The sequence below is a fragment of the Flavobacterium sasangense DSM 21067 genome (genome assembly GCF_000686885.1).
GTDB classification, from domain to species: domain Bacteria; phylum Bacteroidota; class Bacteroidia; order Flavobacteriales; family Flavobacteriaceae; genus Flavobacterium; species Flavobacterium sasangense.
The window spans coordinates 64,737-81,170 of record NZ_JMLU01000003.1 but is presented as its reverse complement, the minus strand read 5'-3'; the positions used below and the strand labels follow the sequence as shown (position 1 = coordinate 81,170).

16 protein-coding genes are annotated in these 16,434 nt (G+C 31.5%); 4 read left to right on the top strand and 12 right to left on the bottom strand.

The window, feature by feature from the left end; genetic code table 11:
- The first annotated feature begins 2 nt into the window (after nt 1–2).
- Nucleotides 3–1,313 (top strand): UDP-N-acetylglucosamine 1-carboxyvinyltransferase, encoded by a 1,311-nt coding sequence (murA, locus tag BP92_RS0103620; protein WP_026724793.1) that lies wholly within the window; start codon nt 3–5, stop codon nt 1,311–1,313.
- A 347-nt stretch (nt 1,314–1,660) separates the two neighbouring features.
- A complete protein-coding gene (locus tag BP92_RS0103615; protein ID WP_026724792.1) occupies nt 1,661–2,428 on the top strand; it encodes a sulfite exporter TauE/SafE family protein in 768 nt (255 codons plus the stop codon).
- Between the two features lie 14 nt (nt 2,429–2,442).
- On the opposite strand, the gene BP92_RS0103610 is transcribed toward BP92_RS0103615, so the two are convergent.
- From BP92_RS0103610 to BP92_RS15740, 8 genes are all read right to left on the bottom strand, one after another.
- Nucleotides 2,443–5,100 carry a CHAT domain-containing protein gene (locus BP92_RS0103610; RefSeq protein WP_026724791.1) on the bottom strand — a complete coding sequence of 886 codons (2,658 nt, stop codon included), beginning with the start codon at nt 5,098–5,100 and terminating at the stop codon, nt 2,443–2,445.
- A gap of 107 nt (nt 5,101–5,207) precedes the next feature.
- Nucleotides 5,208–5,498: a hypothetical protein gene (locus BP92_RS0103605; protein WP_026724790.1), complete on the bottom strand. Its 291-nt coding sequence runs from the start codon at nt 5,496–5,498 to the stop codon at nt 5,208–5,210.
- A 5-nt stretch (nt 5,499–5,503) separates the two neighbouring features.
- Nucleotides 5,504–5,752 carry a hypothetical protein gene (locus BP92_RS0103600; RefSeq protein ID WP_026724789.1) on the bottom strand — a complete coding sequence of 83 codons (249 nt, stop codon included), beginning with the start codon at nt 5,750–5,752 and terminating at the stop codon, nt 5,504–5,506.
- A 223-nt stretch (nt 5,753–5,975) separates the two neighbouring features.
- Entirely contained in the window at nt 5,976–7,001 is a 1,026-nt protein-coding gene (locus tag BP92_RS16655) for a fibrobacter succinogenes major paralogous domain-containing protein (protein WP_084329644.1), read from the bottom strand.
- Nucleotides 7,002–7,017: 16 nt separating this feature from the next.
- Nucleotides 7,018–8,802: a collagen-like domain-containing protein gene (locus BP92_RS16650; RefSeq protein WP_051604378.1), complete on the bottom strand. Its 1,785-nt coding sequence runs from the start codon at nt 8,800–8,802 to the stop codon at nt 7,018–7,020.
- Between the two features lie 7 nt (nt 8,803–8,809).
- Nucleotides 8,810–9,442 carry an outer membrane beta-barrel protein gene (locus tag BP92_RS0103585; protein ID WP_160169114.1) on the bottom strand — a complete coding sequence of 211 codons (633 nt, stop codon included), beginning with the start codon at nt 9,440–9,442 and terminating at the stop codon, nt 8,810–8,812.
- Complete coding sequence (locus BP92_RS0103580; protein WP_026724787.1) at nt 9,417–9,893, bottom strand: T9SS type A sorting domain-containing protein; 477 nt, start codon at nt 9,891–9,893, stop codon at nt 9,417–9,419. The genes BP92_RS0103585 and BP92_RS0103580 overlap by 26 nt, the downstream gene beginning before the upstream one ends.
- Nucleotides 9,894–9,966: 73 nt before the next feature.
- On the bottom strand, nt 9,967–10,182 hold the full coding sequence (locus tag BP92_RS15740; RefSeq protein ID WP_051604377.1) for an HTH domain-containing protein: 216 nt from the start codon (nt 10,180–10,182) through the stop codon (nt 9,967–9,969).
- A 328-nt stretch (nt 10,183–10,510) separates the two neighbouring features.
- Here BP92_RS15740 and BP92_RS0103570 point away from each other — a divergent pair, with 328 nt between their 5' ends.
- Both BP92_RS0103570 and BP92_RS0103565 read left to right on the top strand, forming a co-directional pair.
- On the top strand, nt 10,511–11,104 hold the full coding sequence (locus tag BP92_RS0103570; RefSeq protein ID WP_084329640.1) for an RNA polymerase sigma factor: 594 nt from the start codon (nt 10,511–10,513) through the stop codon (nt 11,102–11,104).
- 57 nt (nt 11,105–11,161) lie between these two features.
- Complete coding sequence (locus BP92_RS0103565) at nt 11,162–11,905, top strand: tetratricopeptide repeat protein (protein ID WP_026724785.1); 744 nt, start codon at nt 11,162–11,164, stop codon at nt 11,903–11,905.
- A 295-nt stretch (nt 11,906–12,200) separates the two neighbouring features.
- On the opposite strand, the gene BP92_RS0103560 is transcribed toward BP92_RS0103565, so the two are convergent.
- From BP92_RS0103560 to BP92_RS0103545, 4 genes are all read right to left on the bottom strand, one after another.
- Entirely contained in the window at nt 12,201–12,944 is a 744-nt protein-coding gene (locus BP92_RS0103560) for a hypothetical protein (protein ID WP_026724784.1), read from the bottom strand.
- A gap of 410 nt (nt 12,945–13,354) precedes the next feature.
- Nucleotides 13,355–13,651, bottom strand: a complete 297-nt coding sequence (locus tag BP92_RS15735) for a hypothetical protein (RefSeq protein ID WP_035692812.1) — start codon at nt 13,649–13,651, stop codon at nt 13,355–13,357.
- A 2-nt stretch (nt 13,652–13,653) separates the two neighbouring features.
- Nucleotides 13,654–13,872, bottom strand: coding sequence for a DUF2281 domain-containing protein (locus tag BP92_RS0103550; protein ID WP_026724783.1), 219 nt, complete (start codon nt 13,870–13,872; stop codon nt 13,654–13,656).
- A gap of 74 nt (nt 13,873–13,946) precedes the next feature.
- Nucleotides 13,947–16,412, bottom strand: a complete 2,466-nt coding sequence (locus BP92_RS0103545) for a DUF5686 and carboxypeptidase regulatory-like domain-containing protein (RefSeq protein WP_026724782.1) — start codon at nt 16,410–16,412, stop codon at nt 13,947–13,949.
- Nucleotides 16,413–16,434 lie beyond the last annotated feature (22 nt).

The following is a 16,434-nucleotide window of genomic DNA, read 5'->3' as shown; positions in this document are numbered from 1 at the left end:
ACATGGGAACATTTAAAATAGAAGGAGGAATAGCATTAAAAGGAGATATAACACCTCAAGGAGCAAAAAATGAAGCATTACAAGTGTTATGTCCTGTTTTATTAACTTCTGAAAAAGTTAGAGTAACTAATATTCCAGATATTATAGATGTTAACAAATTAATTACACTTTTGGGTAATTTAGGAGTTAAAATTCAAAAAAATGGATCTGGTGATTACACCTTTCAAGCCGATGAGGTAAATGTAAATTACTTAAAAACCGAAGCTTTCAAGAAAGAAGGTGGAAGTTTAAGAGGTTCCATTATGATTGTAGGACCTTTATTAGCGCGTTTTGGTTGTGGGTATATACCAAAACCAGGAGGCGATAAAATTGGTCGTCGTCGTTTAGATACGCACTTTGAAGGTTTTATTAACTTGGGTGCTAAATTTAGATATGAAAGAGAAGACCATTTCTACGGAGTGGAAATCGATGGAAGATTGCAAGGAGCATACATGTTGTTAGACGAAGCTTCTGTAACAGGAACGGCTAATATTGTAATGGCTGCTGTTTTAGCAGAAGGAACAACAACTATTTATAACGCTGCTTGTGAGCCTTATTTACAACAATTGTGTAAAATGTTGAATTCTATGGGAGCTAAAATCTCAGGCGTAGGATCTAACTTATTAACGATTGAAGGAGTTGAAAGCTTAGGTGGTTGCGAACACCGAATTTTACCTGATATGGTTGAAATCGGTTCTTGGATTGGTCTTGCGGCTATGACAAGAAGTGAGATTACGATTAAAAATGTAAGTTGGGAGAACTTAGGTCAAATTCCAAATGTATTCAGAAAATTAGGAATCACCTTAGAAAGAAAAGGTGATGATATCTACATTCCAGCTCATAAAGAGGGTTACGAAATTAAAACCGATATCGACGGTTCTATATTAACGGTTTCAGATGCACCATGGCCAGGATTTACACCAGATTTATTAAGCATCGTTTTAGTGGTTTGTACGCAAGCAAAAGGCGACGTGTTAATTCATCAAAAAATGTTTGAAAGCCGTTTGTTCTTCGTGGATAAATTAATCGACATGGGAGCGAAAATTATGTTATGCGACCCACACAGAGCGGTGGTTATGGGACATAATTTCCAATCCCAATTGAAAGCAACAACAATGAGTTCGCCAGATATTAGAGCTGGAATCTCTTTATTAATTGCTGCTTTAACTGCAAAAGGAACGTCAACCATTCAAAATATCGAACAAATCGATAGAGGTTACGAACGCATTGACGAAAGATTAAGAGCTATCGGAGCTAATATTGTAAGGGTATAGTTTTAAATTAGAATAATGAAAATCCAAATTCTGAACAAAAAGGAATTTGGATTTTTTATTTTCCCAAAATAACTACCACTTTGTCAAGCTGAACTCGTTTCAGCTTCTAATTTAAACATATAAGGTATATAAGTTTTAAGTTGATGTTAATTTCTTTAAAAAGTCCATAAAAGAAAAAAATACACAAACTTTGTCATTCCGTGAGGAATCTCTTGCGCAAATGATTTTTGATTGTAAAAATAATTGTCAAAATTTATCCAATTTCTCCAATCCGTGTTCCTATTTTTGTATTTGGAATTGAATTTGATTTTTGTACTTGATTTTGCCCTTGAACTTGATATTTTAAAATGGAAACCTACATCATCATTTTTCTCTGCATAGCATCCTTCATAGCCGGTTTTATCGATGCTATTGTGGGTGGTGGTGGATTAATTCAAACTCCTGCAGCCTTAATTTTATTACCAAATATATCCGTAGCTTCAATTATTGGAACGCTTAAAATTCCAGGTTTTAGTGGTACAAGTATGGCAGCTTATCAGTATTTAAAATCAGCAAAAGTCAATTGGAAGTTGTTTTTTGTCATGGCAATTGTTTCTTTCGGTTTTGCTTATTTAGGCTCGAGTTTACTTAACGTAATGCAAAACGATTTCATGAAACCTTTACTTTTTGTGATTTTGATTTTGTTATTACTTTATACTTATTTCAAAAAAGATTTTGGTCAATTTCAAATAGATAAATTAACCACCAAGCAAACCTATATTTACGGAAGTATAATTTGTGTTTTTTTAGGTTTTTATGATGGTTTTATTGGTCCTGGAACAGGAAGTTTATTAATTATGGCGTTTATAGCCATACTAGGTTTCGATTTTTTGCAAGCCAATATCTATGCAAAACTAGTCAACTTGGCTACTAACTTTGGTTCCATTACCTTGTTTGTTTTGAAAGGAAAAATCATTTGGACGATTGCTATTCCAATGGCAATTTGTAATGTTGCCGGTTCTTGGTTGGGCGCAAGATTAGCTATTTCTAAAGGCAACGGATTTATTCGAATCTTCTTTTTAATTGTGGTAGGATTAGCGTTAATTCGTTTTGGATATGATGTGTTTTTGAAATAAAGAACTCATTATAATTATTTTTTTGAGTAGAATTTATAGTATGTAATAAGCATAACTCCTATAAAAACAGAAATTGCTCCAAAACCCCACCACCAATAATTACGTTGTTGCAATCGAATCGTTTCATTATTGCCTGTAATGTTTAACCCAGCCCAATACAACGGATTAGCCATTCTCGGAGATGCTGTTGCCAAATAGTCAAACTTTGCTTTTTGTAGCGCTGCAGACTTAGTATATCCTGCATCTAAATACTTTAAAAACAAACTGATTATTTGTAAGGAACTTTTCTCATCTATTTTCCAAGAAGCCAGCATCATGCTTTTAACCCCAATAGCAGTAAAAGCTCTCGCTAAATTGATATTCCCTTCTCTTGATTTATAGCCAACTCCGGTTTCACAAGCCCCTAAAAGAAGAAAATCGCAATTAGCTTTTAAATTGTACACTTCATTCATACTCAAAAAACCATCCGACAAATAAATTCCTTTATTCGATTCAAGTTCATCATCAGAAGCATTTCCATGCGATAATAAAGCAACCATTCTGTTGTTTTTTATTTGGTTTAAAAATGCCTTTTTGGTTGCCTCTGTTCCTTGAAATAATTTTGCGTTAAAAGAATTTGCAATTACTTTAGACTCCTTATTTGTTTTTGATAATTTAGCCAAATCTTTAGTATGAAAACTAGGGCTAAAAACAGAAAAAATATTCGATTTTGTAGTGTTTTGATCAACAATATCGGAAATAGAAGAAGATAGCCCATAACTAAACTCATATTTTTTTGCTAAATAAGGCAACTGATTAAAATCATTCGATGCATTCTTCTCGCTTAATAAAATATCAAAGGGGAGATTGGCAATATTAGCGTTTGGAATAATTTGAATATGTGTAGTTGATTTGGGAAAATACTTTTCAATAGGTTTAAAATAATCATAATAATAATTATAAGCGGCACTTTTATATTCTGAAATCAAATTTTGTTGAAGATTTTCTAATATATTACCGACTTTAGTATTATCAACTTGCAAATCATTTTCGTTATTAAGTGCCATTATCTTAGTTCGATATTTAGAAATCATAAAGACCAGAACTCGATAATTGTTTTGATTACCAGTAAAGTTGTAGCTTAGAATAATTTCATTTTCATTAAGTTTGTTTTGAACTTCAGTTAATGACAGAATATTTTTTTTAAATAAATTTAGGTTGTTTTCAGTGTAAAGAGTTAATTCTTTTTTAGCTTCTTTTTCAAATTGCTTCTTGGAAAGATCCTGAGGAATCTTATCATTTATATTTAAAAATAAGTTTTCTAAACTTATATATATGGCATTGCTAGTAAAATTATTTTTTAATGAATTATTTTTTTCTTTTTCTTTGTATAATGTTTCTAATAATGCGGTGTATTTAGATTTCTGATCATATTCGTAATATAAATCTATGAACTTTCTATTTCCTGTAGCTAAAACTAATTTATAATAAATTTTAACTAAATTATTGTGTGGAGAATTATAATAAATGTTAGTATGATATTGCTTAATGTTTTTGATACTATTATTAGTATATTCTTGCCAAATTTTTTCAGCTAATAGCAAAGTTTTTTCTATCTCGTATAACAATTTGGTGTCTTTTTTTTGAATATACATTTCATCTAAACACCAAGCTTTCCAATTAAGTAAACCAAGTAATGCAGCATTATTGTTATAATTACTTTTCTCTAAATCACTTGGAATTATTAATCTTTTAATGCCTTCATCATAATTTTCAAGAGCTTTGGCATAATCTTTCTTATAAAAATACATCAAGCCCCTCAAGGAGTTTAAGTGTGAAGACGGCTCATAATAATAACCAGCTAATTTATTGTTAATAGCTATTCCTTTCGAATATAAGGCTATAGCTTTATTCGCATTAAAGTTACCTGTTTTATAATCTATTTTATCAGTATTAAAAAGATTATTACTTGCCAAATCTAAATTTAAAGCGGCAACAGATACAAATAATCTAGATTTTTTTAAATTATCGTAGGGATATCGTTTATAAATAAAATATTGAAGACTATCTAAGTATTTAAATCTATTTCCTAAGCTCTCTTTGTAATTTCTAATAGTAAACATATGAGCATTATAAAAAATATAATCATCTATCAAATGCTCCTTCTTGTTTTTGTGATAAATTTTTAATGCTCTACTAGTGTAGTAATAGGCTTTATCAATTAAATACCGCATATTATAATACCTACCTAAATAAGCATAATAAAGCGCCTTATAAATTTCTTTTTCTGGTGCAGCTTTTTTATAATAGCGATAAAATGTATGGCATTCCGCTAAATAATCTTCTGTTAAATATAACTTATCATAACAAATAGCAAGTAACTGATGGGTTTTTGCAAACAGCAAGTAATTTTTGGAGGTTACCTTGTTTAATAAAATGACATTCTGTTTCAGAATAGCCATCGCTTTATAAGTAGCGCCCAAATCTATATAACAATCGGCAAGACCGTTTTGAGCAGTGACTTGCAAATCCAAGTTTTGATTTAGTTTCGCTTCATTTGTTATTTTTTCATACAAAGGAACCGCATGCCGATAATCGGAGCGGTCTAAAAAATATTGGGCTTTTTGGAGCGAAGATTGGCCAGCAACACAATACGAAAAAAAGAATAAGAGAACTAAAAAATAATACCTCATAAATTATAACAAAGAAAAGTATACAAGTATAGTAAAAAAATCAAGAAAAAACCACAAAAGGATACCATAGGGCATCCCTCTTATTATCTATTTTTTATGCTCTTAAACTAAATTTTTCTAATAGAAATTGTTATTCCAACCGTCACCTCATATTGATTAGGATTAGTACCCATGAACATGTGTACTTCTTCCATTAAATCTTCTATTCTGTCATTTTGTTTACTAAAATCTTCTCCATTAGTAACAATATTCAATTGAAAATCATCGCCAGCTCGATGTGTTAAGGTGTTTAATTCCATTGAACAATGGTCTTCTATTTTACCTTCTTTTAACTCAACTTTCCAGTTGTAATTGTTAAAAGTATTTACAAATATCAGTTTGAATTTTTCTGTTGTCATAATTGTTATTCTTTCTTTAATATTTCATCAATTTTACTATCTCTAAATTTTTTTCTAATTTCTGATGCTAATTCTTCAGTTAATACGGTATTTCCATTACCGTATTCATTAAGTTTAACAATTAATTTATCTGTGACTTTTTTTACATTAGAAAGAATTTCTAGGTACTCAGATTTTGTTTTTGTTCCATAATTTTTATTTTTCCTACTATTAAGTTTTTTGGCTATACCCTTATTATGGTTTAAAGAATCCATTTTACGGACTTATCATTTAATTTAATTGGTGGTGTGTAACAAGTCTTTTCTAAATGAATTCCCATTAAAAACAAATTTTTTTCGACCATTTCCAATGGTTTCTCATGTGTCTATACCCACTAAAAAAACACCTGTTGGGGTAATTTTATTATTTGTAAAATTTAAGTTATCATAGTACTTTTTACTTTGTTCTTTTTACTTTGTTCTTTTTATTTAAAATAGTTTAATTCTTTATGCATCGCACAGAGACAGCGTTTAAAATATATTCTGTTGACATTTCAGCTCTTCCAGTCCAATCAATAAAAAATATAGCACCTAGAGGTACATTACCTTGTTCGGGACTAATACTAATAAAGGTTGAAGGATTTGTAGAAGTCCAAAAATGTGCACTATTATTTAGAGAGCCCAAAAATCCAGCAAAATAACTTAGTTTACCTGCCCCAAGAGCAGTAAAACCACTGCTATTTGTATTATATTCAGGAAAAAGCCAATATGCACAGGGTTTCAATTTATTTGCTGTTTGAAATCCACCTCCACCTAGGAAGGTTAATAAAGTATTCCATTCGGAATCTGTAGGTACATGAAATCCTATTGGAGCTATTTGTTTTCTTAACGATGGGTTGTTTAATGAGGCCGTATCGTATATTCCAGCAACAGCATACTTGTTGTATAATTTTCCATAAATTGGTCCATTTGCTGGATCATTATTATAATAACACCAAGCACCTGTAGTTAAGTTTGCCCAAGTAGTTATATCAGTTACTTGTGGAATAGGGGTGCCATCTCTATAAGTTGTTACATCTAGGTTTTTGGTAGACCATACTTGAGTTCCAATAGTTACTAAAGGTGGTGGAGCTGTAGTAGTAAAAGTTAATTCATTTCCATAGGCAGTACCAACATTATTGGTAGCGTAAGCTCTAACATAATAGGTAATTCCAACAGTCAAACCTGTTATAGAACTTAAAAAACTTCCTATTCCTGAACCATCAGTAGTTTTTGTTACTAAAGCTATAGTAGGCCCAGTAGTATTACTCCAACAAATTCCCCGAACTGTTACTGTTGTTCCTCCATCATTAGAAACAATACTACTACAACCAGCAGTGATAGGAGATATTGAACAAATATTACTAGTTATTACTGTAGGTAGTGTATTTCTTTTGTATTGAATAGCTTGGTAAGCAGGCAACATAATTTGTGCCTGTGTAAGGGTTACTAAAAAAAGTGTTATAATAGCTAAATAGTTACGCATAATATTTGCAGTTAAATTAATTAGACATATCCCCACTACTAATAAATGTAGTGTTGTTTAATCCTAAAATTGTTGCTATGGCATATTGTCCAGCTGTTTTGGTAAAAGCTGTTCTATTGTTTACTGTTATCCCACTAGCCCCAACTATGGTTACTTGTCCAGTTCCAGCTTGTAGTAAAAAACAATTAAAACCTACAAATAAAGTGCCTGGCACCGTAACGGTACATGCATTAGAGCACATAATTATTTTTCCGTTATCGGCAGCCGTTAAAGTATAAGTAGCTCCTGTTTGTGCATTGATATTAGCGGCAAAGCCTGCTATAGTTGCTGTTGCCGTGTTATTTCCCGCTACTGCATTTGTAAAGGTTTTGGCTCCTGCTATGGTTTGGGTGCCATTGGTTATCACTCCTCCGTTAGTTGCATCAGCAGGTGTTAAATTCAATACTCCAGCTGTAAGAGTTGCTCCATTAGCAGTAGAGGTTCCACTGATAGTTCCCATAGTAATAGAAGCGTTAGACCCAGCAGGTCCTTGTGGTCCAGTAGCTCCTGCAACACCTTGTATTCCCTGAGTACCTTGTGCGCCAGTAGGACCTGCAGGACCTGTAGCTCCAACTAATGCAGTACCTGTAGCTGGCCACGTTCCAGCAACTTTAGGGCCAAAAATAGTTTTGGTTGTGGTGTTAATATAAAAATCGCCATTAACTCCTAGGCCAGCTCCTGGAGCAATTGTTCCATTTAGAACAGTATTTCCATTGGTTCCGTTAGTTCCTGTAGCTCCAGTTAAACCTATTGGACCTATTGGACCAGTTGCGCCAGCAGCACCATTGGCTCCATTTGTTCCTGCAATACCTTGTGGTCCCTGCGCTCCTGTTAATCCAATTGGACCCTGAGGACCAGCAGGACCCGTTACGCCATCAGCACCGTTTATTCCATTAGTTCCTGCTATACCTTGTTCTCCTTGAATTCCTTGAGGACCAGTTGCTCCTGTTAATCCAATTGGGCCAGCTGGACCAGTTGCTCCATCTGCTCCGTTCGTTCCATTAGTTCCTGCTATACCTTGTGGGCCTTGAGGTCCTGTTAATCCTATTGGACCTTGTTCTCCTTGAATCCCTTGTGGGCCAGTAGCACCATCAATTCCATTAGTACCATTTATACCTGGTGTTCCTTGTAGACCCGTTAAACCAATTGGTCCTTGTTCCCCTTGAATTCCTTGTGGGCCAGTCGCACCGTCAATTCCATTAGTACCATTTATACCTGGTGTTCCTTGTAGACCCGTTAAACCAATCGGCCCTTGTTCCCCTTGAATTCCTTGTGGCCCAGTTGCGCCTGTTAATCCAATTGGGCCTTGAGCTCCTGGAGGACCTGGATTACCTGGATTTGCAGAATAATAAGCAAAAGGAACATACGTAAATGCATTGTTACTTATTTGTGTAAAATTTTGGCAGTTTTGACTAGCATCTAATTCAACTTTTAAACTTTTTGTATTTATATTCCATAAAATTCCATTAAACCCAGTTGCATAACCACTTACTTGAGTTCCTGTACCAATTAGTAAATTAACCATACCAAACTTGTCTGTTGTGGTAACAATTGTTTCTTGGTATTCTGTTTGTGTTTGGTGGTCTATAATACTAAATCGTAAACAAATGGTTTTATTTGCCAAAATGTATTGTTGGTTATTTGCACCTGGTAATTGTTGTCCATTAGGACCATAAATAACAGCTTGATAAGTAATTCCTGAATTTTGTGCAAATCCAAGAGTTGCTATAAATAATGTTAATATTGTTAGTATCTTTTTCATTTTTTAATTAATTTATATTGAAATGGATTCCAAATCGAATTTGTTGGTTGTTGAATTTTAATTTTTCTTCAGTATTATTTGATACATTAATTGCAGTTGAATAGTTGTATCCTAAACTTAATTGCCAGTCATCACTTACAAAATATTTTGCGGTAATAACTGCCCCAGGTTGTATCCAAATTCCTGAAAATTCTTTTTCTTTGGTTAAATCAAATAATTCTCCATTAATTTTTTGCTCTCCATTAATAATGTGCATCAATTGCATTTGAAGACCTGCACTTAATTCAAAAGGCATTCTCTCTGAAGGAATAATAATATATTGCAACTGGTTATTTAAACCCATATAAGTGGTTTCCCATTCATAATGATTGGCGCTATCACCAGCTGTGGCATCAAAACCGTTAATAGCTAAACCAGCACTATAATGCAATTTGTTATCTAATAATTTAAAAACATAGCCTAATTCATAAAATTGACTGGATTTGCTATTAAGTTCAAGTGGTAAATTATCCGTGCTTTTAAAAACATAAGAGGTTAGATTCAATCCAGTTGAAAAATATAGATCTTGTGCTTTTGAACTCATACTAAACAATAGTAAGTATGCAATAACTAGGTTAGTCTTTTTTAATAATGGTTTCATAAAATACATTGGTATTGTTTGTTATTTTAATTAAGTAAGTGGATGTAGCTATGTTAGATAGAGAAATACTGGTTTTAAAATCATTTATTGTGCATTCTTTATGGAGTACTAATCGACCTAATCTGTCAAAAAGTTCAACTGTACATTTTCCTTCAAATGACAATGAAAAAAGTAAATTTAATTCATCAGCAACAGGAACAGGGTACAATTGTAAAGTTTCTTTTTCGATACTTGCATCAATTATCTTCATGCCTGTAGGTTGCTGATATCCTTGAACTATGCATTTGTTAAACATTTCAGAAAAACCAATTGTTGATAGCTGACCTACACTTTGACTAACATAATAACCTGTAGAAGTTAAATTTGAATTTCCCACTACCGAAATAGTGTTTCTTGCAACCTCTTGTGAAAAAGAGTTTAATGTGATTAATACCAATAAAATATATTTCATATAATTTTTTTTAAATGTTTAAACATTAGCAGGCTTGCATAATGAGAGCAAAAGATTATTTATTGATATCAAATTAATTTACAAAACAAAGTTTACAATCCGTTTCATACAAATAGGTTTCTAATTTTCGATCATAAATGATGGGTGCTTTTAATTCGTTCCTCATAAAAGCAATATAATAATTAACACTACGTTCTGAAATTTCTAATTTTTGAGCTAATTGTTTCGGTGTACCCGTTTTTTTTGTTGTAATTAAATCATGTAATCGTATAAAGACACGTATATCCATATTTGTATGCAATTTTACAACCACTCAACGCAACTGACTTGCGCTCAGAGTTTTTTCTTAAAAATCTTCTAATTTCAATACGATTAAGAAGGAAAATCTTCCCGAAAATTTTAAAAAAAAATGCACTGCCTATTGATGAACAATTAAAAACAGGGCCAATAAGTTAAAAAGTATATTGAAAAAGGAAGCTTCAAATTACAAGATTTTCAACTTACATATTTAAGAAAACAAAACAAAACGCAATCTCATTGCGTTAGAGTGATTTTGATTCAAAATCAAATGGATTAATATTCAAAAGCTGTATAAAATAGTAAGATAAAATTTATATTTGTGTCCAGATAAAAACGAAATACACCTTTTTTTGAGTCATTTGATTTCTATACATTCTATTGCACTCCAGCAATTTTGCAAAGGGGATAATCAGGCCTTAAGCACCCTTTATAAAAATTGGTTGCCCGAATTGTATTTGGTAGCCTACCGGTACGTGCAATGTGAACAAGAAGCCGAAGATATCGTTGCTGATTGCTTTGAAAAAATATTTGCTATGCCTATTACAAAAAGGCAACAAAAATTTATAGAAGAAGAAATCAACATCAAAGCATTACTTTTGGTAATGGTAAAAAACAAAAGTCTAGATGTTATTAAAACAAAAAAAAACAGAATTAGAATTTTAGAGGGTATTAAAGGTTTTCTCCCTACAATTAGCTTTAACAATGCGAAACAAAACCTTGCAAATGACAATTTCAAAGAATTATTAAATTGCCTACCCAAAAAAGAAAAACAAATTCTCAGTCTTAGTATTGATGGGTTCACCAATGCAGAAATAGGAGAACAATTCAACTTATCTGAAAAAACAATTGCGAATCTTTTAGCAATGGTTAGGAAAAAAGTAAAAAATTTATGGAATACGTTTATGGAGTAATTAGCTAAAAAAATTACTTTTGGGAAGAATTTATAATTGAATCGTTTTAAACATACTATGACAGAAAACCAAAATATTAATTTAGAACTGCTGTTGCAATCACTAGAAGATGATTTCGACCCACAGGAACGTATGCGTATTTTGGAAATATTAAAAAAAACGAATCCTATAGACGATTCCTTACTGGGAGCAAAAATGGTGTTAGAAAAAAACAATTGGGATTATGAAGTCTTAAAATATACGTTCAGTAAAACAGAAGAAAGAATAGAAACAATAGCTCGCGCTACTAAAAAAACAAACAACAGTATCAATTATCTAAAATATGCCGCCGTATTGCTTCCTATAGGCTTTGTTTTAGGCTATTTTATACATTTCACTTTAACCCATAACCAATCCATAGACCAGTTTTATAGTAAAGAAGAAGGTTTACCTCACTATATGGGAACAGAAAATGCAAATTTTGAAAATCTAATGGTGCTTTACCGCGACAATAAAATGAAAGCTGCATTTGGAGTGTCGGAAGAAATTCTAATAAAAAAACCGCAAAATGATACAGCTATCTACTTTCATGCAGTAATTGGTTATGAATTAAAAAACTTCAAAGTGGCTAAAGAGGGTTATACTAAAATAACTCAAAAAAAAGAAAGTGCTTTTTATTATGATGCAGTTTATCGATTAGGTTTTACCTTAAAAAAACTTAATGAAGAGAAAGCAGCTTATCAACAATTTAGTACAATCTCAAAAGACCAAAATAATCCTTATAATCAAAAAGCAAAAGAAATTCTAGAATGTTTTGATTAATTTAATGAGATAATTACAACTATTTAATAATTATTTATGAAATGATTCTTTAATTACATGTCTAGTCAAAAAAATCGATACAGATTTATTAAGACTTCACATATTTATAAACGAATAATATTTAATAAACATTTTATGTTATTGTTTCAATCGTAATGTTTTCAAATCTATTTTTGGTTAAAACTGAAAATATTATTAGGAAAGTTAAAACATTATAAATGTTTAGTAGTTTAAGTTACTTCATATTAATACTAAATAACATTTTTACCTATTAATTTAATAGGTTAGATGTATGTTAACATGTTCCCACAATTTTCAATCCCCCACCTTTTAATTTTACGAAACGGTCATTAACTTCCTGTAAAAAACAAACTTCTAATAACGCCAATTTCACTCGAGAATCGGCTAGAGTAGGAGTAAACGATATGTTTAAATTATATACGGTGCTATCACGTAAGTTGGTTAAAATAATTGCGCTTGTTTGGGTTTCAGCTGGCGTAAAACGGTCAAAGTCTAAAGTTACTACATGCAATTGAAATTGTACTTGTTCAGCACTTTTAGGAGCGGTTAAAGCAGAGTTACAAAAATCTAGAACTTCAAAAGTACCAGTTGTAAAATCAACAGCCATCTTAAAAGGAAAAAAACGACTAAAAGGTTTACATGGGTCAAACTCAAAATCTAAAACAGCTTTCTTACCTTCTGGAGTAAGTAAACCATGGCTAACAGTTCGTTGTCCTCTTGCATTATGGGTGTCCCATTTTAATATCCCTTGTAGTAATCGTACCACTTGGTTATGTAAATAGGGTATTCGAAGCGGTAGCAAAGAAGAAGCTATTGCTAGTCTAAAATATTTTCCCACTTTGGCACAATGCGCAAATTCAGAACTATTCTCTCTTACACGAGCATAATTAGCATTATTCTTAATTTTCTCGCCATCAAATCCACCCGTTTTCCGTATCACAATTTTACCATTCATCTCATAAAATGATAAACCATCAAATTTTCCAGTTAACTGTATAATCCCTTTTAATTTTCCCATGAACAATTTATTGTAAATAGTTACTCATAATTTTATTTAAATATATAGCACTGATATAGCATAGATATAGCACTAATAAAGCACTATTTATTAATACAAACAAAATATAAAATAAAAGCTTTAAGTAGCGTTAAGCATAACTTAAAAGGAATAACACTACATTTCTAATGTTTTACAAAAAGTAATTCTACCGTCGTCACTTCAAGTGTTTTACCTTTATAAAGCCTCAGATTTATAAAGGTAAAATGTATCGAGAACTGTAGAAACGTAATTTTAATTACCACAATTATAATTTGTTGTAGTATACTCAAAGGATAAAATTAAATTTAAAACAAGAAGTATCTAATTAAAGTAAAGTGGAAAGTACACCAATAAAAAAAGACATTTCGTTTAGAAATGTCTTTAATAATTTACAACCAATGTTTATTAGGATTTTGGTGAGTTGAAAGTACAGCGTATAAGTGAACTGTTTTGCTAGGGATATCAATAGTAAAATGAACCATATACTTGAATGTTTTCAGTGGTAAACAATGGATGTTCTTATATCTTACTTGGAAATCTGGATTACTTTGTAAGGTTTTTAAAAGCACTTTGTATTCTTTTAAAAATTTACTTCCCAATCCTTTTCTTCTTGAATTTAAGAAATCACGAGCTTCTTTCAAATCATTGGCAACTCTTGGGTCAGCAACTATTTGGTACTTAATCATGGTTAGCCTTCTAATTCTTCTATCATTTTAAAAGCATCAACAGGAGGTTCTTGATTTTCAATACGTTGTAATACAACATCTTTGTGCCACTGAGGCACATCTTGACTTTCTTGGGAGTACTTAAATGCAAGAAAATCAATGTATTTTTCCACTTCTTCTACCAAAGCATCAGGTAAATTTTTGAGTTTGGAATTTACGTGTTTGATTGCTGATGTTGTCATAATAAATTAGAATTACAGAATACAAATATAATAAATATTCAATTCAACTTCCTCTAATTAAGGAACTTTAAGATTTAAAACTTCACCCCAAACATCACACCATCACCTTGATAACCATTTTGGTAACTTCTCACATAATCAACACGCAAGAATCTAAATTTACCCCAACCAATGTTATCAAAACCAACAGTAAACTCTTGATACGGTTTCATATTCGGGATGTTCAATTGGTGAAAACCGCCAATTAAATTCCATTGCAATTTGTTTAATAATGGAATCTTATTCATAATGTAGCCTTTAAAGTTATGTTCAATATGCGTTTCCAAATACGCATCATTTGTAGAATGACTATAATAAGGTAACAAGTTAAATGCATTCAAAGAATTATTCAATAAGTTCACATGTGTTTGATTGCCGTTAAAGTGTTTATAATCTACAAACGAAATATTATCGGCATTAAAGAATTTACCCGCTTTAAAGCGTAAGCCAAAATCACCCTTATTTCCTATCGTTTTGTTGTAATCAATTGTAGCAGTAACAAAATCATAATGATAGTTGCTATTTGAAGCTCCAAACGCTTTTTCATAGTAAAGACTTATTACCGGATAATCATCGTTTTGGATGTTAATCTTTCCATCAGGACGCGAAATGTATTTTTGACCAAAACGAATGCGCGTTCCTAAACTCGCTTTCATAATATGATGTTGCTCAAACGGAACCGAAGTGTAATTATAAGGTTGCAACGGATCATTTGAAAAGTACAAATCATCATTTTTAATAAAAGTATGATTGGTATTATTGAATAACGCATGACGGTTTTCGTACAACACTTTTCCATTAACAAAAAGGCCATTGGTAACTTCTTGTCCATAATTAATTTCGGCAAATTCTTTATTATACAATTTCATGTAGTTGTTCTTAAAGAATAAAGTAGCTACCGAGTTTAATATATTGCTAATCGGCTCATTTGGATTAAACTGACTAATTGCGCTTCCGCCAGTTAAACTGATGTAAGCATTATTTCTATTATTAAATCGGTGATAAAAACGACCGTTCACACGAAGTCTATCTTCAGCAAAACCATAATTAAAAGTTGATGAAATAGAGGTTACTTTTCCTGTTTCTTCATTCCACTTTCTAAAAGAAAAACCGCTATCCAAATTATAACCTTGTACCGTGTTAAAACTCAACGAACCTATATTGGTAAGTCCTTGATAATTAAAATTCCATTTTTTGTATGTGTTTTTATAATTATAACCTGTAATAATTTTTAATAGTTTAAACTTATTACTTTTAGCATCAATAGAATCTAAATAAACTTGCGATTTTCTAATTGTTTGAATACTATCTTTTTTAACATAATTCTTCGTTTCTTCTTCAGTTAAAGGAACCGGACGGTTTTCTTCCCAAAAAGTAACTTCCTTTTTATTGGCATTCTCAGCAAAGGTGACAATTTCTTTCCCAAAAGTTTTCTTTTCAAAAGCGTCTTTAAAGTTATAATTCGTGAAAACATGAGTAAACTTACCTGTAAACTTCATTCCGAAAATTCCAGCATTAAAATCTAATGATTGTATGTTTTTAGCCCAAATCTTATTCTCACTATTATAACTGAAATTTTGTGTCAGTTTCATAGTTTCTAAAATTGGCTGTTGCATGCGATAACCTTTGATATCTAGATTAATTCCGTAAATAGCCCAACTGTCTTCAACAATATAAATGTATCCTTCAAAAACGGGCTCTTTATCACGCTTAGGAGTGACTAGTATTTTATTGATTAACTGGTTTTTATCATCATAAAAAGTACTTTCTAATTTGTATTTATAATAATTGAAAGCATTATCAGCAATAGGAGAGACCATGTTAATGCCGAAATCAACATAGTTTTCATAAAAATCATAATTGGTATTTAATGCTGTGTTGTAGCTAAAACCGTTATCGTCTCCAGCAATTTTAGAAGCTATGATTTCTTCTTTCAAATCATCAGGTTTTTGAAACTTAATTTTAGAAACCGTTTCTGATTGGTAAATAATACCACTTCGGGTAGAATCTAAATTGCCTTCTAAATCACCAATTTCAACACCCATGAATTTTTTAGGAATATCTTTGGCTTTAAAAATTCCTCGAGAATAAAAATCAGCTTCAAATTTATCCGTTTTAGCAGCGTTTTTCTTTTTAGATTTAATGGCATTTCGAATGATATCATTAGCAGGATTTTCGCCATTCATTACAACAACCTCCTTCAATTGAAAATCTTCTTCATATAAAGTAACATCAAACTCATAAGGAAAGCTCGTAATGTTTAAGACATGCTTTTGAGTTTTAAATCCCAAATACTGAAATATCAAATGGATATTCTTTTGCTCTGTGGTATTCAGTTCATATTTTCCTAATTCATTAGAAGTGGTACCTATATAAGTATTCTCAATATAAATATTTACAAAAGGAAGTGGATTTCCATCTTTATCTTTGACGGTTCCTTTTATTTGAGCGAAGGAGATAAAAGTTAAGAATAATAGGAGCAGGGTAATTTGTTGTTTCATGTTGTTTGTTTTTATTACACAG